Annotated in this window: 20 protein-coding genes; 17 read left to right on the forward strand and 3 right to left on the reverse strand. The window is 52.5% G+C overall.

Features of this window, described 5'->3' with window-relative positions:
• Positions 1–38: 38 nt before the first annotated feature.
• From ACU8YC_RS21495 to hrpB, 3 genes are all read right to left on the reverse strand, one after another.
• Complete coding sequence (locus ACU8YC_RS21495) at positions 39–581, reverse strand: fimbrial protein (protein ID WP_286542715.1); 543 nt, start codon at positions 579–581, stop codon at positions 39–41.
• 601 nt (positions 582–1182) lie between these two features.
• On the reverse strand, positions 1183–3726 hold the full coding sequence (gene mrcB, locus ACU8YC_RS21500; protein ID WP_446895715.1) for a bifunctional glycosyl transferase/transpeptidase: 2544 nt from the start codon (positions 3724–3726) through the stop codon (positions 1183–1185).
• A gap of 79 nt (positions 3727–3805) precedes the next feature.
• Positions 3806–6235, reverse strand: coding sequence for an ATP-dependent helicase HrpB (gene hrpB / locus ACU8YC_RS21505; protein ID WP_446895716.1), 2430 nt, complete (start codon positions 6233–6235; stop codon positions 3806–3808).
• Between the two features lie 73 nt (positions 6236–6308).
• On the opposite strand from hrpB, the gene thpR reads away from it, so the two are divergent.
• From thpR to panD, 17 genes are all read left to right on the forward strand, one after another.
• Positions 6309–6839: an RNA 2',3'-cyclic phosphodiesterase gene (thpR, locus tag ACU8YC_RS21510; RefSeq protein WP_187253746.1), complete on the forward strand. Its 531-nt coding sequence runs from the start codon at positions 6309–6311 to the stop codon at positions 6837–6839.
• 15 nt (positions 6840–6854) lie between these two features.
• A complete protein-coding gene (gene sfsA / locus ACU8YC_RS21515) occupies positions 6855–7559 on the forward strand; it encodes a DNA/RNA nuclease SfsA (protein ID WP_446895717.1) in 705 nt (234 codons plus the stop codon).
• A 177-nt stretch (positions 7560–7736) separates the two neighbouring features.
• Positions 7737–8192 (forward strand): RNA polymerase-binding protein DksA, encoded by a 456-nt coding sequence (dksA, locus tag ACU8YC_RS21520; protein WP_003018625.1) that lies wholly within the window; start codon positions 7737–7739, stop codon positions 8190–8192.
• Positions 8193–8261: 69 nt separating this feature from the next.
• The gene (gene gluQRS, locus ACU8YC_RS21525) at positions 8262–9158 is read left to right on the forward strand and encodes a tRNA glutamyl-Q(34) synthetase GluQRS (protein WP_252838400.1); all 897 of its coding nucleotides are present in this window, start codon (positions 8262–8264) and stop codon (positions 9156–9158) included.
• Positions 9159–9229: 71 nt separating this feature from the next.
• Complete coding sequence (pcnB, locus tag ACU8YC_RS21530) at positions 9230–10624, forward strand: polynucleotide adenylyltransferase PcnB (protein ID WP_210904658.1); 1395 nt, start codon at positions 9230–9232, stop codon at positions 10622–10624.
• Positions 10621–11100 (forward strand): 2-amino-4-hydroxy-6-hydroxymethyldihydropteridine diphosphokinase, encoded by a 480-nt coding sequence (folK, locus tag ACU8YC_RS21535; protein ID WP_210904452.1) that lies wholly within the window; start codon positions 10621–10623, stop codon positions 11098–11100. Before pcnB ends, folK begins: the two co-directional genes overlap by 4 nt.
• A gap of 579 nt (positions 11101–11679) precedes the next feature.
• Complete coding sequence (locus ACU8YC_RS21540) at positions 11680–12270, forward strand: fimbrial protein (RefSeq protein ID WP_151224571.1); 591 nt, start codon at positions 11680–11682, stop codon at positions 12268–12270.
• Positions 12271–12672: 402 nt separating this feature from the next.
• Positions 12673–13260: a fimbrial protein gene (locus tag ACU8YC_RS21545; RefSeq protein WP_151216771.1), complete on the forward strand. Its 588-nt coding sequence runs from the start codon at positions 12673–12675 to the stop codon at positions 13258–13260.
• A gap of 70 nt (positions 13261–13330) precedes the next feature.
• Positions 13331–14074 carry a fimbrial chaperone gene (locus ACU8YC_RS21550; RefSeq protein WP_252838401.1) on the forward strand — a complete coding sequence of 248 codons (744 nt, stop codon included), beginning with the start codon at positions 13331–13333 and terminating at the stop codon, positions 14072–14074.
• Between the two features lie 21 nt (positions 14075–14095).
• Complete coding sequence (locus tag ACU8YC_RS21555) at positions 14096–16696, forward strand: outer membrane usher protein (RefSeq protein ID WP_420869112.1); 2601 nt, start codon at positions 14096–14098, stop codon at positions 16694–16696.
• Between the two features lie 13 nt (positions 16697–16709).
• Positions 16710–17285: a fimbrial protein gene (locus tag ACU8YC_RS21560; protein WP_151216769.1), complete on the forward strand. Its 576-nt coding sequence runs from the start codon at positions 16710–16712 to the stop codon at positions 17283–17285.
• A gap of 16 nt (positions 17286–17301) precedes the next feature.
• On the forward strand, positions 17302–17892 hold the full coding sequence (locus tag ACU8YC_RS21565; RefSeq protein WP_252838402.1) for a fimbrial protein: 591 nt from the start codon (positions 17302–17304) through the stop codon (positions 17890–17892).
• A 6-nt stretch (positions 17893–17898) separates the two neighbouring features.
• Positions 17899–18474 carry a fimbrial-like protein gene (locus ACU8YC_RS21570; protein WP_252838403.1) on the forward strand — a complete coding sequence of 192 codons (576 nt, stop codon included), beginning with the start codon at positions 17899–17901 and terminating at the stop codon, positions 18472–18474.
• A 10-nt stretch (positions 18475–18484) separates the two neighbouring features.
• Positions 18485–19741: a fimbrial protein gene (locus tag ACU8YC_RS21575; protein ID WP_252838404.1), complete on the forward strand. Its 1257-nt coding sequence runs from the start codon at positions 18485–18487 to the stop codon at positions 19739–19741.
• Positions 19742–19858: 117 nt separating this feature from the next.
• Positions 19859–20650: a 3-methyl-2-oxobutanoate hydroxymethyltransferase gene (panB, locus tag ACU8YC_RS21580; protein WP_252838512.1), complete on the forward strand. Its 792-nt coding sequence runs from the start codon at positions 19859–19861 to the stop codon at positions 20648–20650.
• Between the two features lie 9 nt (positions 20651–20659).
• Positions 20660–21514, forward strand: coding sequence for a pantoate--beta-alanine ligase (gene panC, locus ACU8YC_RS21585; protein ID WP_151216765.1), 855 nt, complete (start codon positions 20660–20662; stop codon positions 21512–21514).
• Between the two features lie 93 nt (positions 21515–21607).
• Positions 21608–21988, forward strand: coding sequence for an aspartate 1-decarboxylase (gene panD / locus ACU8YC_RS21590; protein ID WP_446895718.1), 381 nt, complete (start codon positions 21608–21610; stop codon positions 21986–21988).
• Positions 21989–21992 lie beyond the last annotated feature (4 nt).

The raw sequence follows: 21992 nt of genomic DNA on the forward strand, positions 1-21992 counted from the left end.
TGAAATACTGGCCCAGCCTGGGCCAGGTTAGACAGGTACTAACGGTAAAGCAGGGTGTAAGTAGCTTGTGCTGTGTAATCTCCGGCGGTCGGCGCAGTGCTACCCACCTGAATCACTTCAGCCTTATAGTTAAATATTACGTTCCCAACGTTGGCCTTATTTAGCGCGACATCCGGTTCTGAACCATCAAATTTCACATAATTACTGCTCCCTTCAGGCAGCATACGAACCCCGACATTCTTTGCCTCTCCTCCAGGCTGCAATACTTCCTCGTTGTATCCGGGGATGCTTGCCCCATCAAACTTGATATTGAGGTTTTGAACCGCCTCATCACAACCCGTGATGGTGATGGCAAAAGATTGCGAATCGCCAACTTTCTTATCTGCGCCGAACGCAGTTTTTGACAACTGATTAAAGGTAACCGTCCCCTCTCCTCCAGCGCCATTGACATCGACTACGCAAGAGTCAGGGACAATCTTCCCGGTAAAAGTAATGCTTCCCGTATCAACAGCTAACGCTGGGGCCACAATCCCTGCCAACATACCGCCCATGAACAAGTCGGTGAGAATTTTTTTGCACATAACGTATTCCTTACATATGCTCATAAAAATCAACATTAAAATAAATGGATTGCATCAAAGGAAATACAGAGTCTGGCTGCAAATGATGATGAGCAATATATTTCCATGAATATTATACAAACATCAGATCTATCAACATCAAAATATTCCCTTTGATGATTTATCATACGAGGATAAACGAATAAAAGCGAATAGCCTTCCCACACACAGTGAAATAACATAACAATCAACACATTGATTAAATTAAGAATATCCCCATAAATTATTTATACTTAATTCAACATTAAGAAGATAAAAATACATACACCAAAAGAATACTTTAGATGGATTTAATTATTTTCACTATGAAATTCACTGTAAAATGCAACCAGAAAACGAAAACAAAAAAATTTAACGTTTAATTGTCACAGAAATAAATACAAAAAAATTATTGTTTATAATTGGCACATAATAATCGAATCGATTTTCAATGCTATTTGCTTTAAAAACTGGAGGTTAGTCAGGAAGCGGCGTAAAAACAGGGATGTCAAACAGGGGGAAATCCCCACATCAGCACGCATTGGCATCATGCTGATATGGGGGAAGTACAACGGTAGCGAGATTAATTCCCGCCAAACATATCCTTAATCCAGCCCGCTACGCCATCGCTGTCTTTCTTCTCTTGCTGCGGTGGCTGCTGTTGCTGCTGTTGCTGCTGCGGTTGCGGTTGAGAAGATTGATCGAACGGATTTCCGGTCGGCTGCTGCATCATTTCACCCTGCTGACACAGTGAATCAGGATCGGTAGTCCAGACCGGCAGCGTGCGCATACCGCCGCTACACACGAAGTTACCATCGTAGTCCACGCCCATATCCACCACATCTTCCGGCGGCGTCAGCACCAGCGGCGTTGGCGTTTGGTTAGCCAGATAACGCTGATAAATCGACATTGCACCGCTGGCACCGTACAGCTTGGTTGGCTGGTTGTTATCACGTCCCACCCAGGTGATGGTCACCTGGCTGCCGTCGATCCCGGCAAACCAGGTATCCACGTTGTTGTTAGTGGTCCCGGTTTTCCCTGCCAGATGCAAGCCTGGATATTTCGCGCCAAGCTGACGACCCGTACCACGCTGAACCACCTGCTGCATGGTCCACAGCGTCATATACGCCGCCTGTGCTGGCACGGCACGCTCGGCCTGCGGGAAGCTCTGATACAGCACGGTGCCATCTTCAGCAATCACCGAACGCAACGCCGACAGCGGCGCGCGGTTGCCGCCGCTGGCGATAGTCTGGAACGCCTGCGCCACTTCGATCGGCGTCAGGTTCAACGCCCCGAGCAGCATGGCCGGAACCGGGTGGAGCTGATCCTTCGGCACACCCAGTTTAATCCAGGTATCAGTCACAGCAGGCAAGCCCAGCGCCATCCCCAGATTTACCGTCGGTACGTTCATGGAGCGGGTTAACGCATCCACCAGCATCACTTTTCCGCTTTCGCTATAGCGACGATCATCGTTCTGTGGCGACCAGACCTGTCCGTTCGGCTGACGCAGCGCAATCGGCGCATCAGCAATCCAGGTATTCAGGCGATACAGTTTCGGCTGACTGAGCGCGGTCAAATAAGTCGCTGGCTTTGCCAGAGAACCAATCGAACGACGCGCCTGCATCGCACGGTTATAGCCCGCAAACTGCGGTTCTGCTCCACCAACCATGGCACGCACTTCGCCACTGAAGCGGTCAACCACTACAATCGCGGTTTCCAGATCGCTCAGCTTACGCTGTTTCTTCAGCACCGGAATGCCTTCCACCGCCGCTTTTTCCGCAGCGTCCTGCGCCACGGAATCAAAGGTGGTGAAAATCTTCACGCCGGAGAGATCTTTAACTTTATCGCCCAGCTTCGCCTGGAGCTCCTGACGCACCATCTGCATAAAGGCTGGCTGCGGCGAGATCACTCCACCACGCGGCTGTACGCCTAACGGACGCGCGCTCAGCATGTCATACAGATCCTGGTCGATAATCTGCTGCTGTTGCAGCAAACGTAGCACCAGGTTACGACGCTCCAGCGCCAGCTTCGGGTTACGCCATGGGTTATAGATTGACGCCCCTTTAACCATCCCCACCAGCAACGCCTGCTGGTCGAGGCTCAGTTCTTCCACCGGACGACCGAAATAATAGAGGCTCGCCAGCGGGAAGCCGCGAATTTCATTATCGCCGCTTTGACCGAGATAGACTTCGTTCATGTACAGCTCAAGAATGCGATCTTTGCTGTAACGCGCATCCATCAGCAGCGCCATGTAAGCTTCGTTGGCCTTACGCCAGTAAGAACGTTCGCTGGACAGGAACAGGTTCTTCACGAGCTGCTGAGTCAGCGTACTCGCCCCCTGCACTGTGCGACCGGCCGTCAGGTTGGCCAGCACCGCACGACCAATCGAGTAGAGGCTGACGCCATCATGCTCATAGAAGTGACGGTCTTCGGTTGCCAGTAGTGTATCGACCAGCAGATCCGGGAATCCACTGCGCGGGACAAACAAGCGCTGCTCGCCATTAGGTGAAGAGAGCATGGTAATCAGGCGTGGATCGAGACGGAAGAAACCGAACTGGCGGTTGTTATCCATATTCTCGATGGTGTCCAGATGATCACCGTCAAAGGTCAGACGCGCGCGCACCTGCCCTTCTTTACTGTCCGGGAAGTCAAACGGACGACGAATCATCTCAATGCTTTTCGCCTGCACGGTGAATTCGCCTGGACGCGTCATCTTCGTTACCTGACGGTACTGCGTGGCTTCCAGCAACTTCACCATTTCGTTCTTGCCGATCGGCATTTCTGGCTCAAGGTTAACCATGCGACCATATACTGCAGCAGGAAGCTGCCAGACTTTACCGTCTATACGGCTACGGATTTTTTGGTCCAGATACACGCCGTAAATGGCGATCAGCACCAAAAAAACAATCGACAGTTTTACCAGCAGCCAGAACCAGCCGCGTTTACCACGAGGCTTACGCCCTTTGCCTTTACCCTTACGCGGCATCGGTTCTTCATCCTCATAGTCATCATCATCATAATCGTCGTCATACTCTTCATCTCTGAGTTGACGACGGCTCACCTTTTGTTTCACCGGACGCGAGGGTTTCCCTTTACGTCCAATTGGCTCGCGGTCATTCCCCGCCATGCTTTTTCTCCGCAACATTCAGGCGCAAAGGCCGATTCTCAGTTCTTCCGCCCTGCGACAGAAGAAGAAATCTCTCAAATTATGAATACTTTTTGGTGCGCCGCGTTGGCGCGGTATTCGCCGGATCGTCCGGCCAGACATGTTTGGGATAACGCCCTTTCATCTCTTTTTGCACCTCGCGGTACGATCCCTGCCAGAACGCGCTTAGATCGCTCGTTACCTGTAGCGGTCTTTGGGCCGGAGACAACAGCTCCAGCACCAGCGGCACGCGTCCCTGGGCGATAGTCGGAGTGTTTGCTTCACCAAACATTTCCTGCATCCGAACGGCCAATACAGGAGGATTATCCTCATGATAGCGAATGGCAATCCGGCTTCCCGTTGGCACAGTGTAATGCGCTGGCAGTTCACTATCCAGACGTTGCAGCATTGACCAGTCCAGCAAACCTCGCAATGCCTGACCCACATTGAGTGCTTTTAACGCGCGTAAAGAGTGCACACCGCTCATGTGTGGCAGCAGCCAACGCTCCAGCGTCTTCAACAGAGAATCCTCATCTACCGCGGGCCAGTCGTACTCCGGCAACCAGATTGTCGCACATTGCAAACGCAGCCGAAGCTGCTCGGCCTCCAGTGTCCAGTTGAGCACACTTAGCCCTTTATCGCGAATACCATTCAGCATCGCCTGATGCAACTCCTCTTCCGAGGGCTTGGCCAGTGGCTGCACTTTTAGCGTCAACTGGCCTATCCGCGTACGGCGCAGTGCTTTTAACGTTCCCTGGGCTTCATCCCATTCGATGGTGTCGGACTGTTGCAGCAGTTCAGGACACCTCTGCATCAACACTTCAATATCCAGCGGCAAGGCCAGTAAAATACGCGCATCTGGTGACGCGCTGCCTTGCAATAACAACGGCGCAATCAACCATTCATGGCGTCCAAGAGCGTCATCGGCATCCAGCATTGCCCCCATGCCGTTGGCCAGTTGATAGCGTCCTTCTTGTCCACGTCGACGCGCGATCCGATCGGCAAACGCCTGCGCCAGCAACGAGGGGAGCAGCGCGCTGTCTGGCTGCCCGCTGCGAACGTTAAGCCGTTTCAGTAATTGTTGACTACGCTGCTGCCAGACGGGCTGATTTCGTGAAAACACAACAGCCAAATCGCTACTGCCACCGCGCGGCGGCTCTTCCAGAATTGCTGCCAGTTTTGCCGCCGATGCCGCTTCATCGTCACTGTTGGTGCTAACCAGCATAGCCGCTAAACGGGGATCGTTACCCAACGCCGCCATTTTTTGCCCCGTGACGCTGAGTCTGTCGCCCTCAAGCGCGCCCAGCATCTGCAACAGCCGTTTTGCTGCCTGCAGGTTGATAGCTGGCGGCGTATCCAGCCAGTTCAACTGCGCAGGATCGGTGCATCCCCATTGCAGCAGTTCCATCGACAGTCCGGACAGATCGCTCTGTAATATCTCGGGTTCGCCCTGCGCCGCCGCTCTTTCGGCCTGCTCTTTGGCAAGCAGATGCAGACAGATACCGGGCTCCAGACGACCTGCACGCCCGGCTCGCTGGGTCATCGATGCCTGGCTAATGCGCTGGGTAATCAACCGCGTTAAACCGGTGCGCGCGTCATAGCGCGCCACTCGCTCCTGGGCGCAGTCGACCACCAACCGGATGCCTTCAATCGTTAAGCTGGTTTCGGCAATATTGGTCGCCAGCACCACTTTGCGCTTACCTTGCGGCGCGGGCAAAATCGCCTGACGCTGCTCGGCAAGCGTCAATGCACCGTATAGTGGACATAGCAGCACATCACTGCCCACACGTGATGTCAGCTGTTCCTGCACGCGCAGGATTTCCCCCACGCCCGGAAAAAACAGCAGCAGCGACCCGCTTTCATGGCGCAAGAATTCTGCCGCCGCTATCGCTACCGCTTCATCAAAACGCAGGTGTGCCGCCAACGGCTGATACCGCCGTTCAACAGGAAATGCCCGGCCTTCAGAGACAATCGTCGGCGCATCGGGTAACATCTGCTGCAAACGCCCATTATCCAGAGTGGCGGACATGATCAACAGCTTCAGGTCGTCGCGCAGCCCTTGCTGCACATCCAGTAACAGCGCCAGCGCCAGGTCAGCTTGCAAACTCCGCTCGTGAAATTCGTCGAGGATCACCAGCCCAACGCCCGACAACTCAGGATCGCGCTGGATCATGCGCGTCAGGACACCTTCCGTCACCACCTCAAGGCGGGTCTGCGGCCCTACGCAGCTTTGCGCACGCATCCGGTAGCCGACAGTCTCACCAGGCTTTTCATTCAGCAATTCCGCTAATCGTTGCGCCACATTACGCGCAGCCAGACGCCGAGGCTCCAGCAAAATAATGCGCCCCTTGATGCCGCGGTGCTCAAGAAGTCGCAACGGCAGCCAGGTCGATTTCCCGGCACCAGTCGGCGCCGTCAGCAAAACCTGCAACGAGGCATCAAGGGCGGTAAGCAGTTCAGGCACTACGGCGGCAACGGGCAACGACGTCACAAATGGCTCCAGAGGGTTAACATTCTTCGCGCTGCATTGTAGCATCGCGTTAATTCATAACCGAGTATCCATCATGACTGAGCCAAAAAGGCTGTTCTTTGCGATTGAATTGCCAGGCGAGGTTCGGGAGCAGCTCATCCACTGGCGGGCCGCGCAGTTTCCCGCTGAAGCGGGTCGTCCCGTCGCCGCTGATAATCTGCATCTGACGCTGGCCTTTTTAGGCGACGTCAGCGCGGAGAAACAGCAGGCGCTGTCACAGCTTGCCGGACGTATTCGCCAGCCGGGTTTTACCCTCAAACTTGATGATGCCGGACAATGGCTGCGCTCGCGGGTTGTGTGGCTGGGAATGCGTCAGCCGCCGCGCGGCCTGCTGCAACTGGCGAATATGCTGCGGGCGCAGGCCGCACGAAGCGGGTGCTACCAAAGTCCACAGCCGTTTCATCCACATATCACACTGCTGCGCGATGCGGGTCATGCGGTATCTCTCCCCGCACCTGGCTTTGGCTGGTCATTTCCGGTCACGGAGTTTGCGCTGTATTCCTCTTCACTATCGCGGGGACGCACGCGTTACACGCCACTGCAACGCTGGATGCTGACTGAATAATCAAAGGGACTGTTCATGCAATTTTCTCCACCTTTACAACCTGCCACGCTCATCCTGCGCTATAAGCGTTTTTTAGCGGATGTGATTACACCGGATGGCACAGCGCTAACATTACACTGCCCCAATACGGGAGCGATGACCGGATGTGCAACGCCGGGGGACACAGTCTGGTATTCGACATCAGAAAATACTAAACGGAAATATCCCCATACCTGGGAATTAACACAAACGCAAAAGGGCGCTTTTATTTGTGTTAACACGCTGTGGGCCAACAAATTAACGAAAGAAGCTATTGAGAATGAGCTCATTTCAGAAGTTTCAGGCTACAGCACCTTGAAAAGTGAAGTAAAATACGGCACCGAAGGGAGTCGCATAGACTTTTTGTTACAGGCGGATTCCCGACCTGACTGCTATATTGAAGTGAAATCAGTCACGTTGGCGGAAAAAGATCAGGGTTATTTTCCCGATGCCATTACTGAACGAGGTCAGAAACATCTTCGGGAATTGATGAGCGTAGCGGCTGAAGGCAAGCGTGCCGTGATATTTTTTGCGGTGTTGCATTCAGCCATTACACGGTTTTCACCCGCGCGTCATATCGATGCTAAATATGCGCAGTTATTAGTTGAAGCACAGCTTAAGGGGGTAGAAATTCTGGTTTATAACGCGGAACTTTCTGCCCATGGTATGACTCTTAAAGAGCCATTGCCCATTACCTTGTAATGGTGTAAACATTTGGTTAATTAGTATTCTGGGCGCGTGGGCAAATACGCTTTTCCTCACAGGGTTGTCAAGTGTTACGTTTAGATAATTGCTATCCGGAAAAGCATCTGCTATTTATAGCGACCTGATTTTTCCCCCGAACATGGGGATCGATAGTGCGTGTTAAGGAGAAGCAACATGCAAGAAGGGCAAAACCGTAAAACATCGTCCCTGAGTATTCTCGCCATCGCTGGGGTGGAGCCGTACCAGGAGAAACCGGGCGAAGAGTATATGAACGAAGCCCAGCTGTCGCACTTCAGGCGTATTCTTGAGGCATGGCGTAATCAACTTAGGGATGAAGTTGATCGCACCGTATCTCATATGCAAGACGAAGCGGCTAACTTCCCTGATCCGGTGGACCGTGCCGCGCAGGAAGAAGAATTCAGCCTTGAGCTGCGTAACCGTGATCGTGAGCGCAAACTGATCAAAAAGATCGAGAAGACGCTGAAGAAAGTAGAAGATGAAGATTTCGGCTACTGCGAATCATGCGGCGTAGAAATTGGTATTCGCCGTCTGGAAGCGCGTCCAACAGCCGATCTGTGCATCGACTGTAAAACGCTGGCAGAAATCCGCGAAAAACAAATGGCAGGTTAATTCCGGCCATTTTACCACGTTGACTACAGGCGGGAGCTTCTCCCGCCTTATTATTTGTTAGCCCGCAAAATGAGCGATTCACACTATATTGGCCGCTTCGCCCCTTCCCCCTCTGGCGAGCTACATTTCGGTTCACTGATTGCCGCCCTCGGGAGCTACCTGCAGGCGCGGGCTCATCGCGGAATCTGGCGCGTACGTATTGAAGATATTGACCCCCCTCGTGAAGTTCCCGGTGCTGCAGACACAATTCTGCGTCAGCTGGAACATTACGGACTGCATTGGGACGGCGATATTTTATGGCAATCTCAACGTCATGACGCTTACCGCGAGGCACTCGCCTGGCTGCATCAGCAGGATCTGAGCTATTACTGCACCTGCACACGTGCGCGTATTCAAAGCGTCGGCGGTATTTACGATGGTCACTGCCGTGAGTTACGTCATGGGCCAGAGCAGGCGGCGGTACGTATTAAACAGCACCATCCGGTACTGCAGTTTACCGACCAACTGCGCGGTGTGATTCAGGCTGACCCGCAACTCGCAAGGGAAGATTTTATCATCCATCGGCGTGACGGGCTGTTTGCCTATAATCTCGCGGTGGTGGTGGACGATCACTTCCAGGGCGTGACGGAGATTGTGCGTGGTGCCGATCTTATCGAACCAACGGTACGGCAGATTTCGTTGTATCAACAGTTCGGCTGGCAAGCACCAGACTATATTCATCTGCCACTGGCGCTCAATGAACAAGGCGCTAAACTTTCCAAGCAGAATCATGCGCCTGCACTGCCCAATGGCGATCCGCGCCCGGTACTGATTGATGCATTACGCTTTTTGGGGCAGCCCAGTTATAACGACTGGCGGGATATGTCAGTGGCACAACTCCTGCAATTTGCCGTGGCTAACTGGGATCTCACCAGGGTACCAGAACAGGTAAGCATAAATCCGGCATTCTCAAATGCCTCATGCTGAGCTATGATTAGCCGCGATTTTTACACAGCAACACTTGTCTTTACTGAAGTTTGACACTACCGAGGTGCACTATTTTTACCCGAGTCGCTAATTTTTGCCGCAAGGTGCTAAGCCGCGAGGAGCGCGAGGCCGAGCTTGCCGTCGCCCGTCCACATATGACGGTAATCCCGCGTGAGCAGCACTCTATCTCCCGCAAAGATATCAGTGAAAATGCCCTGAAGGTAATGTACAGGCTCAATAAGGCCGGATACGAGGCATGGCTGGTAGGCGGTGGCGTACGTGATCTTTTGCTGGGCAAAAAGCCGAAAGATTTTGATGTCACCACCAATGCAACGCCGGATCAGGTGCGAAAACTGTTTCGTAACTGTCGCCTGGTTGGGCGTCGATTCCGTCTGGCCCATGTCATGTTTGGCCCGGAAATTATCGAAGTCGCGACCTTTCGTGGACACCATGAAGGCAGCGAGTCCGATCGCACAACGTCACAACGCGGGCAAAACGGTATGCTGCTGCGCGACAACATCTTCGGCTCCATCGAGGAAGATGCTCAGCGTCGCGACTTCACGATTAACAGCCTGTATTACAGCGTGGCCGATTTCACCGTACGTGATTACGTCGGAGGCATGCAGGATCTCGAAGATGGCGTCATCCGCCTGATCGGTAATCCAGAAACGCGCTATCGTGAAGATCCTGTACGTATGCTGCGTGCCGTACGCTTTGCCGCCAAGCTCGACATGCGCATCAGCCCGGAAACCGCAGAACCGATCCCGCGTCTGGCAACGCTGCTTAACGATATTCCTCCCGCGCGCTTGTTTGAAGAAGCGCTCAAGCTGTTACAGGCGGGCTATGGGTATGAAACCTATAAAAAACTGCGTGAGTACAGCCTGTTCCAGCCGTTGTTCCCAACTATTACGCGCTATTTCACCGAAGACGGCGACAGCCCGATGGAGCGCATCATCGCCCAGGTGCTGAAGAATACCGATAACCGCATCAACAATGATATGCGCGTTAACCCGGCGTTCCTGTTCGCCGCCATGTTCTGGTATCCGTTACTGGAAGCCGCGCAGAAAATCGCGCAGGAGAGCGGTCTGGCCTACTACGACGCTTTCGCGCTGGCGATGAACGACGTACTGGACGAAGCCTGCCGCTCGCTGGCTATTCCTAAGCGCCTGACCTCGTTGACCCGCGATATCTGGCAGCTACAACTACGTATGTCCCGCCGTCAGGGCAAACGCGCCTGGAAGCTGATGGAGCATCCAAAATTCCGCGCTGCCTACGACCTACTGGCCCTGCGCGCCGAAGTGGAACACAACGCAGAGCTGCAGCGTCTGGCGCAGTGGTGGAGTGAATTCCAGGTTTCCGCGCCGCCGGAACAAAAAGGCATGCTGAACGAACTCGACGAAGAACCAGAGCGCCGTCGACATCGTCGCCCGCGTAAACGTGCCCCGCGCCGTGAAGGTTCTTCGTGACCCTCGTTTATATTGCGCTCGGCAGTAATTTAGCCTCACCTCTGGAGCAGGTTAATGCTGCCGTGCAAGCGATAGGCGATATTCCCGACAGCCGCATCGTCGCAGTTTCCTCGTTTTACCGTACACCGCCGTTAGGCCCACAGGATCAGCCAGACTACCTGAACGCCGCCGTGGCGCTGGAAACGACTCTCGCGCCCGAAGAACTGCTTAATCACACCCAACGCATTGAGCTACAGCAGGGACGCGTGCGTAAAGCCGAACGCTGGGGGCCGCGTACGCTGGACCTTGATATAATGCTGTTTGGGGATGAAGTGATGAATACCGACCGTCTGACCGTGCCACATTATGACATGAAGAACCGTGGATTTATGCTGTGGCCACTGTTTGAAATAGCCCCTGAATTACGCTTCCCCGATGACAACCAGCCGCTGGCTATCTGCCTGCGTCACGTGTCACCCTGCCCCGAACGCTGGTAATATTGCGCTTATAAAGCAGGCACGAATCATTCAGCTTGCGTCACAACACGTGCCTGAGTTTTGAGTAGATGACGAGTATCACCATATAATCTATCGAGAAATATTAAATCAATCTACCGAAACGCCTTTAATATTAGCTGAAATTTTAACCCACATCTCCTTATATCTTCTAACAAAACAATTCAAAAATTCTAAATAACGCAATTACATCATTAAAACAAATAATATAAATAATATACCGACACTCCTCTAATATTTAATAACCATTTCGACATGTATTAAAACCACCCCAAAACGAATAAAAAAACAAAAAAATGCTCATTTCATTCAAAAATTAATCAAAACCTATGGTTTAGCGTAAAAAAGACATATCAATGACATCTTCTTCAAGACAAAGGAGATAACGTAAAAAAATAATATTCAATTTATGAATGATAAAACTTTTTAAATTCAACTCATGGATTTTACAAAGTAACCACATTCAGGTTTAATTCACACGAATTAATTTCATATAAACCATATTTTTATTTACCAGATAAAAAATTGCGCCACATATTAACTTTATATAAGGATATTCTTGTGAAGAAAAAAATCATCGCACTATCGGTTGCTTTCTCCGCTGCCCTGCTCTCCGCCTCTGCACTTGCAGCATTAGACGGCGGTCAGGTCGACTTCGCTGGTCTGGTGAGTGACAACACCTGTGCGCCACATGTAAACGGTGGCAGCCAGGACGGCCAGGTACAGCTGAAAACCGCCAAAACCGCTGATATCACTGCCAACCCCGGCGTATCAGACACCACACCGGGCGTTATGCCAGAAAGATTCTATATCACCGTAGACTGCGGCGCTGCGACGTCGAATACCAAAGCCAATCTCAGCATGGCTTCCACGTTCTTCAGCAATGCCAACGGCACACTGAACAACGATAAAGCCATCATCAACCCGGCCAGCGGCGTTAACCTGGCGATTCACATGGTCGATTCGTCTGGCGCTGCCGTGGCGTACAAACAGGTGAAAGTCAACAATCCCGCAGATACTCACCAGGTGGCATTCAAAAGCGGCATCGCTACCTTTAACTTTGTGGCGTCCTACGTCAGACAGGCCAGCGCGGTTCCTGTAACACCGGGTTACGTGAAATCGAACACCGCCTATACTCTGACCTACGAGTAAAGGCTCGGTTCTGGAGCTATCGGCAGTAATGGGATAGCTCCTCTTTTCCCTGCTACCGCATAATAAGCACATAGCAGGCGGATGCGGTTTTATCCAGCCGTAACAATAGACAACGAAAATAACAAAAAGCAAAAACAAAATAATTTTATATAATCAATAGCGTAAACAGCAAGATTGCGAAAATGGCCCCAAAAATAATAATGCATAATTATCCAAAGTGTCATAAAGGATAAAAACACCGAGGCTTTATATCGCATATACATGAGGCAATGAACAAGAATCATCACCCTGATTAATAATTTAAAATAAAATCATCCAAATGTTATATTTTTATATTTCATTGACGCTCCATATAATGAGCGCTGCTTTACATGAAATTATTTTTAACAAGGATATTTCTACATGAAATTAAAGTTAATAGCTTTATCGCTGGTGCTGTCTGCAGCGTCAACCACAACGGCATTTGCAGCATTAGACGGTGGTCAGGTCGACTTCGCCGGTCTGGTCAGTGACAACACCTGTACGCCGCACGTAAACGGCGGCAGCCAGGACGGCCAGGTACAGCTGAAAACCGCCAAAACCGCTGATATCACTGCCAACCCCGGCGTATCAGACACCACACCGGGCGTTATGCCTGAGAAGTTCTACATCACCGTAGACTGCGGCGCTGCGACGTCGAATACCAAAGCCAATCTCAGCATGGCCTCCACGTTCTTCAGCAACGCCAACGGCACGCTGGAGAACGATAAAGCCATCATCAGCCCGGCCAGCGGCGTTAACCTGGCGATTCATATGGTCGATTCGTCTGGCGCTGCCGTGGCGTACAAACAGGTGAAAGTCAACAACCCTACTGATACTCACCAGGTGGCGTTCAAAAGCGGCATCGCCACCTTTAACTTTGTGGTGTCCTACGTCAGACAGGCCAGCGCAGTTCCTGTAACGCCGGGCTACGTGAAATCGAATACCGCCTATACGTTTACCTATGAGTAATCGTTAACGCTTTATAAGGGAATAAAGAATTCCATTATTCCCTTTTAATGAAAAACATGGAGGAATAATAATGACCAGGATGCGTCGTTCTACTCTTATTACATTATCTCTACTCGCCACCACCTCGGCTATTAACCCGGCGAGGGCCGATATTATTCTGTCAGGCACCCGAATCGTTTACAACGAAGCCCAAAAAGACACCACTATTCGGCTGGAAAATAAAGGTTCGCGCCCGGCATTAACGCAAAGCTGGCTGGATGACGGCAATCAAAACGCCGACCCAAGCACGATTAATCTTCCTTTCAACGCCACGCCGCCGGTGTCGCGCATTGAAGCGGGCCGCGGGCAGACAGTGAAAATCACCTTTACCGGCGGACGCGCATTACCGAAAGATCGGGAAAGTATCTATTGGTTTAACGTCCTTGAAGTGCCGCCCAAAATGAAAGACGAAGACGTTAACGAAAAAAATCTTCTGCAGTTGGCATTCCGTACACGAATTAAAATGTTCTACCGCCCAAGCGGGCTGAACGATAACGCCTCGGAAGCACCGCATAAATTACAGTGGCGCCTGCAGCAAAAAGCGGGCAAGCCCGTACTGCACGTCACCAATCCCACTGGCTATTTTGTTTCGTTTAATAAAGTAGAAACCAACGTGAATGGCCGAAAATATACCGCTTCGTCATCCATGGTCGCACCGAAAACCGAAGCGGACTTTGCGATCCCTGGCTTAAGCGGCATGCCGGGTAAAGCCAGCGTCAATTATATGGCCATTAACGATTTTGGCGGTGCCATCAACGGTAAAGCCGATCTTTAAATTTAGCTTCTGGACACCTTGATGAATATGTCGTCAAAAAAGTTCGCTGTTTCGCTGTTAGCCCGCGTGATTATGTTCGCCGTTTGTTCGGCTTGTCCTCTCGCATGGGCTGAAAATGAAAACGTCGAATTTGACAGTTCATTTCTCATGGGACCCGGCTCTAACAGCGTCGACCTTAGCCGCTACACCAACGGCAACGCCATTGCTGCCGGGATCTATGACGTCAGCGGCTATGTCAATAACACGCTGGTCACCACGCTAAAACTTGAATTTATTGACGCCAAGAACGGCAAAACCGAAGCCTGTATCACGCCTAAAATACTCAGCCAGTTGCACGTCCGCCTGCCCGACGATATGCCGGAAGATGCCGTATGGCTCAAGCGCGACGATCGCGCGAACAGCTGCCTTAAGCTGTCGCGTGCCATTGACCAGTCAACCGTTCACTTCGATGGTGGCGACCAGCGTCTGGATATCGGCGTGCCGCAAATGTGGGTGCAGAAAGGTTTTGCCAACAGCGTTGACCCTTCGTTATGGGACGATGGTATCCCAGCCGCCATGCTGTCGTATAACCTCAATGCGTGGAAAAACCAAAACAATGAAGGTACCGATGACAGCGTATACGCCGGCTTTAATGGCGGAGTCAACCTTGGCGCATGGCATTTTCGCGCTCAGGGTAACTACTCCTGGCAAAAAGAGGGCGAAAGCAGCATTGAGTACCAAAACCGGTACGTCCAGAGGGACATTGCTTTTCTGCGTTCACAGCTCATTCTCGGCGAGTCTGGTACCAGCGGTGAAACCTTCGACACGGTGAATATTCGCGGCGCGCGCCTATACAGCGAGTCGCAAATGCTGCCGCCACAGCTTGCCAGCTTCGCGCCGACCATACGCGGCGTCGCCAAAAGCAACGCCCGCGTCTCAATCACCCAGAACGGCTATAAAATTTACGAAACCACCGTCCCGCCTGGGCCATTTGTTATTGACGATCTTTCACCGTCCGGCTATGGCGCGGATTTAGAAGTCACCATCACCGAGGCCGATGGCACGAAGCATACCTTCACCCAACCGTTCTCATCGCTGGTGCAAATGATGCACCCTGGCGTCGGCCGTTGGGACGTCAGCATAGGCGAAGTCAATGACGACAGCCTGCGAGATAAACCCGGCCTGGCGCAGGGCACCTTTTATTACGGCTTCAACAGTACGTTTACCGGCTATAGCGGCATTCAGGCCACAGATAACGGCTATCTCGCCGGGCTGCTCGGCCTGGGGATGAATACCTCGGCGGGCGCCATCTCCTTTGACGTGACGCAATCGCAAGCCAGGATCCCGGAGGATCAAACTTACTCCGGCCAGAGCTATCGCGTATCGTGGAACAAATTTTTCACACCGACCGACACCTCACTGAATATCGCGGCCTACCGCTACTCCACGAAAGACTACCTGGGACTGAAAGATGCGCTGACGTTGATTGATGATGCGAACCACAGTAGTGGCGATAGAGTCCGCAACATGAATAGCTACGCGCGAATGAAAAACCAGTTCACCATCAGTCTTAACCAAACCCTGCAAAGCGGCGACGAGACCTATGGCTCCATATACCTTACCGGCAGCTGGTCTGATTACTGGGTCACCAATGATTCACGCAGTAGCTTCTCGGCAGGCTACAGCAACAACTGGGGCTGGGCCAGCTATAGCGTGAGCCTGCAGCGCACCTACGATGAAGACAATAACCGCGACGACTCGGTGTATCTCAGTCTGACCATTCCACTGGATAAATTACTGGGTAGAGAAACCAGCGGCGGCGGTTTCCACACTTTAAACAGCAGCGTAAACAGCGATTTTAACGGCAACAACCAGTTCAACACCAGCGCCAGCGGCTACAGTGCCGACAACCGCTGGAACTACAGTGTCAGCACCGCCTATGACATGCGCAAAGAGGATAAAAACCTCTCCACCGTCAGCTCTTACGTCAGCTATGACTCTGGGTATGGCAGCCTGGCCGCGTCCGCCTCTGCCAGCAACGATAGCTCGCGTCAATATTCCCTTAACACCGACGGCGGCTTTATTTTGCACCGTGGTGGCCTGACCTTCAGCAACCAGAGTTTTGGTGATAGCGATACGCTGGTGCTGATAGAAGCGCCTGGCGCCAAAGGGGCGCGAATTGACTATGGCAACAGTACGGTTGACCGCTTTGGCTACGGCGTGGGCAGTTCGCTGACCCCGTACCGGGAAAATATGGTCTCGCTGGATATTGACCAGTTGGAAAATGACGTCGAACTGAAAAGCACCAGCTCGACGGTGATTCCACGCCGTGGCGCGGTGGTACTGAGTCGATTTGAGACCGACCAGGGCCGCGCAGCCATTATTAACCTCGTACGCAGCGACCATAAACCGGTTCCGTTCACCGCCGAAGTTTACGACGAGAAACAGACACTGTTAGGTACCGTAGGCCAGGGCAGCCAGGCCTTTGTACGCGGCATTGGCGACAGCGGCGATCTGGTGGTGCGCTGGACGCTCAAAAACCAATCCCAAAGCTGCCGCCTGCATTACCAGGTGACGCAGCAAGATGAGCAGAACGGCGGCAAAACACTCGTGTTCAATGCCGTTCCCTGCATAATGCAATAGATTACGAGGAAAGATGATGAAAATACGCCGCGTAATCTCCGCGTTGAGCCTAACCGGACTGCTGTTTTCCCCGTCCTGTTTTGCAGGCAATCAAGGGATAAGTGTCGACTTTACCGCCGTGATAGCGGAAACCACCTGCAGCATGAAAGTCAGCAGCGTGACGAACGCCACGGTCAGCGGCAATGACCCGCAATATTCGCTTAAGATACCTACCATGGCGCTGACGGCAGTGGTTAATGCCACAGCAGAGGCCGAAGGCAGTTTCAAACTTCTGCCGCAAGAGTGCAATAACAATATTACCACGCTGAAAATGACCATATGGTCAGCCGACCGGATGCCCAGCACCGACTACAAGCTGCAAAACAGCCTGAGCGGCGGCGCAGAAAACATTTCGCTTGGTTTTAAGCCCAAAGGCAGCGATGACGGCGCCCTTTTCCGTCTGGATGGTTCGCAAGAGGTGCTATGGCGCGCCGACCAGATAGAGAACGGCTTTGATATCAGCGCCTTTTTCCGTCGCAGCAGTTCTTCAATCGCCCCCACCAGCGGGGATTTTCAGGCCAAGGCGACGTTTACGTTTACCTATGAATAGCAATGAGGCTACGTTGATGCGATCTCTCTTCTCACTCTGCGGTGCGCTTCCGGCCCTGCTGATCGCCTTTCCTGGGTTTGCGGGCATCAACGCGCTGGAGATGACGGTGTCCACCACCTTCCTCCAGCCCACCTGCGAGACAACGATCACTGACAGCAGCGGTACGGTGAACTCGGTGGTCAATATCGGCGATATTTATCTTCCGCAGGTGGTGAATAAAACCAATTTCCGCGCCTTTTATTTGGCCTTCAAAAACTGCTCCGGGCTGGTGAAGAATCAGGCCTCAGTCACCCTGACCCCCAGAACCGGTTGCGATGGTCTTTCCGGTAGCGGCAACGGATTTCGTAACGCGCTCAACGGTGGCGAAGATGCCGCTGGCGTCTCAGCGGAAGTGTGGACTACCGCCTCGCCGGGCAGCAGCGGCAGCGTACAACTGCAGTGCAACAACCCGGTTAAACAAGCGGTTAATGTCACCGACGCGCACGACGACAATATCGTCAAGTGGCCGCTCAGCGCCCGCATCGTAATAGCCAATGGTAACACCATCGCCGATATACACACCGGGGGATTCTCCACCCAGGGCCTGTTCACCGTCACCTATGAGTAAAACGCCATGAGCACACTATTGCGCCGCACGCTGACGATTGGCCTGTTGTTATTAACCTCTTTCGCCCACGCCGATAACGAGGTGGAAATCAGAGCCAATATTCTGAACACCAGCTGCGAAATCTCCCTGGATAACAATGGGCTGGTGGAATTAGGCACCAAAGATATCGACTATTTCGCGCGCGGCATTACGCCAGAAGATCCTTACCAGGGGGGCTCTACGTTCTACGTCCGCGTGAAAAACTGTATGCCGGTCAGCGGGAAAGAACCGTCAAAAATTACCCTCAACTTTTCGCCGCTTTCCGGGCGTTTTGCCACCGGGTCAGCGCAAATTTTCCCAAACGACGCCACGCCGGGTGCACAAAACGTGGGCGTGGTGATCTTCTCCACTCAGGATCCCAGCCATATCGTCAACGTGATGAACCCCGACGGCACGCCGCGCAGTCAATATGACGTGACCGCCGCCACCTATCAGGACAGCATGTACACCTTCTATGCCAGGATGCAGAAAGTGGTCTCTGCGCAGTCGATTACCGGCGGCCCGGTCAAAAGCAGCGTGCTGATTTCCGTTTATTATGAATAAGGAATTGAACATGATAAGGACATTATTCGAACGACGCGGCGGGAAAGGCGTTACCGCCCTCCTGCTCGTCAGCCTGCTGTCTGGCGTCAGCACCGATAGCCTCGCGAAAAAAACCTATGTGTTAGGCGAATACCAGACTTCTTACCAGGACGGCCGCGGCCCCTCAAAAGATGGCACGGTTAATATGACCTATAACGCAGCCCCCACGGTGGTATTTAGCCATAACACCACCCTGGCGCCGGCCAACGTGGTGTTGAAATGGGATAACAACCATGGTTCGGGAAAAAACTCAACTGGCGCATTCTGCACCCAGTCATCCAGCGGTACGGAACGTGGATTTTCAGTACAGTCGGGTTTTATCTCCGCCGGCAGCTATAACGGAGTGGATATCTTTAAAACCAATATTCAGGGACTCTACTTTTCGCTTAAGCTACATAACTTTAGCGCCGCAAATCAGTTTACCGTGAACGTCACTGAATTGAATATTCGTAATAGCATTCAGTCCAATGTGCTGACCCCCATCCCCAGTGGAAACTGGTGCGATAAAACCAACACCAGCGGTGGTGTGAACTACGCCACCGATGGCGGCTTTGCTTTTTACAATACGATCACCTTTTATACCGACCAGACCTATGTCCCTGGTGGAAATTCTATTCAACTGCTAACGAACGGTTACGGCCTTCGCATTTGGAATGAGAGTCCCGGCCCAGGTATTGCCAGCCACGACATCCTTGTCACTTACGATATCAGCAAAATCAAAATCAGCGAACCCACCTGCACGGCTCAACCAGCTGTCAGCGGTCGCAGCGTCAGCGGCGGTGTTGTCGACCTGGGGCGCTACAGCCCGCGTGATATTCTCACAGGTGCGACGCCAGTACCTTTCGCTATTCAGCTCGCAGGCTGCAGAGGGCTCAACAATATTAACGTGACGCTCTCTTCAAATGCAGTGGGTAGAGACCCTAGCCTGCTCGCCAATGCGTTAGCCAACGATCGAGCCGACGGCGTGGGAGTGCAAATCAGCGGCGCGGCAAATAACTTCAGCCCGCAGACTATTCTGGTGCCAAATGACGAGAACTCGGTGTATCGCGATCGGCACGATACCACCGGTGAAAACAACATTTATGATGGCACGGTTGTGGGTAATGAGCCGGGCGTAGCGCAATCTCAAACCCTCAATTTCCTGGCAACGCTGAAGCAAGACAGTAATCAGCCAATCACCGCGGGTAATTTCAGAGCCACCGGTATCTTCACGATGGACTACCCGTAACGCTCACTCCCGGCTGTCTATGGCCGGGAGATCTCCATAAAGGGCTAACTTTCCATCGTCGCTTCCCCTACAATGCGGCCATTATATTCAGATTATTGATGACCAACAGGGGTTATGATGAAACCAACCACCATCGCCTTGCTGCAGAAATGCAAACAAGAAAAGAAACGCTTCGCCACCATCACCGCCTATGACTACAGTTTTGCCAAACTGTTTGCTGACGAAGGCGTTAACGTGATGCTGGTCGGTGACTCCCTGGGAATGACAGTTCAGGGTCATGATTCTACCCTGCCTGTGACCGTTGAAGATATTGCCTACCACACCCGCGCCGTGCGTCGTGGTGCGCCCAACTGCCTGCTGCTTTCAGACCTGCCATTTATGGCTTATGCCACGCCGCAACAGGCGTTTGAAAACGCCGCGGTGGTTATGCGTGCGGGCGCCAATATGGTAAAAATTGAAGGCGGAGCCTGGCTGGTTGATACGGTGAAAATGCTCACCGAACGTGCCGTGCCGGTTTGCGGTCATCTGGGGTTAACCCCGCAGTCGGTGAATATCTTTGGTGGCTATAAAATTCAGGGCCGCGGCAATGCCGGAGACGTTCTGCTGGAAGATGCGCTGGCGCTGGAAGCCGCTGGCGCTCAGTTGCTGGTGCTGGAATGCGTACCGGTTGAGCTGGCGAGGCGAGTCACAAATGCGCTGTCTATTCCGGTTATCGGTATTGGCGCAGGTAACGTCACTGATGGACAAATCCTCGTCATGCACGATGCCTTCGGCATTACCGGCGGCCATATCCCTAAATTTGCCAAAAATTTCCTCACTGAAGCGGGCGACATGCGCGCCGCAGTACGGCAGTATATTGCTGAGGTTGAATCCGGCGTCTATCCGGGTGAAGAACACAGTTTCCATTAAGGAGTCAACGTGTTAATTATTGAAACTCTGCCGTTGCTGCGCCAGCATATTCGTCGTCTGCGTCAGGAAGGCAAACGCGTCGCGCTGGTCCCTACCATGGGGAACCTACACGACGGTCATATGAAGTTGGTTGATGAAGCAAAGGCTCAGGCTGATGTCGTGATCGTCAGTATTTTCGTTAACCCAATGCAATTTGATCGTGTGGAAGACCTGGCGCGCTATCCACGCACGCTGCAGGAAGATTGCGAAAAACTGAACAAGCGTAAAGTCGATGTCGTCTTTGCACCGTCAGAGAAAGAAATCTACCCGCAGGGCACAGAAGGCCATACCTATGTAGATGTTCCTGGACTGTCTACTATGCTGGAAGGCGCCAGCCGTCCGGGTCACTTCCGCGGTGTTTCCACTATCGTCAGCAAGCTGTTTAACCTGATCCAGCCAGATATCGCCTGCTTTGGCGAGAAAGATTTCCAGCAACTGGCGTTGATCCGCAAAATGGTAGCGGATATGGGTTATGACATTGAGATCGTCGGCGTACCCATTATTCGTGCCAAAGACGGCTTAGCCCTCAGCTCACGTAACGGCTATCTCACGGCAGAGCAGCGTAAAATCGCCCCTGGTTTATACAAAGTAATGAGCCATATCGGTGAAAAATTACAGGCTGGTGAGCGCGATCTGGAAGAGATTGTCGCCATTGCTGAGCACGAACTGAATGAAAAAGGCTTCCGCGCCGACGACATTCAGATCCGTGATGCCGACACACTGTTGGAGTTGACTGAAACCAGCAAACGCGCAGTGATTCTGGTCGCCGCCTGGCTGGGTCAGGCGCGTCTGATCGATAATCAAAGCGTTACATTAGCCCAGTAGACAGGGGTTAAAAATCAGGCAATACTGCCTGAAATTCTCAAAGCAGGTCAATTGCGCCTGCTTAGCCAAGATAAACGACAGGGTATAGAAGTTATGATTCGCACCATGCTGCAAGGCAAGCTCCACCGTGTAAAAGTCACGCAGGCAGACCTGCACTATGAAGGCTCCTGCGCCATTGACCAGGATTTTCTTGACGCCTCTGGTATTCTGGAAAACGAAGCGATTGATATCTGGAACGTGACCAACGGGAAACGTTTCTCCACCTACGCGATTGCGGCTGAACGCGGCTCCAGAATTATCTCAGTGAACGGTGCGGCAGCGCATTGCGCCGAGGTTGGCGACATTGTGATTATTGCCAGCTTCGTCACCATGCCTGATGAAGAAGCCCGTACCTGGCGTCCAAAAGTAGCCTACTTTGAAGGCGACAACGAAATGAAGCGCACCGCGAAAGCCATTCCGGTACAGGTTGCCTGACAGC

The organism is Citrobacter sp. VF227 (genome assembly GCF_052950715.1).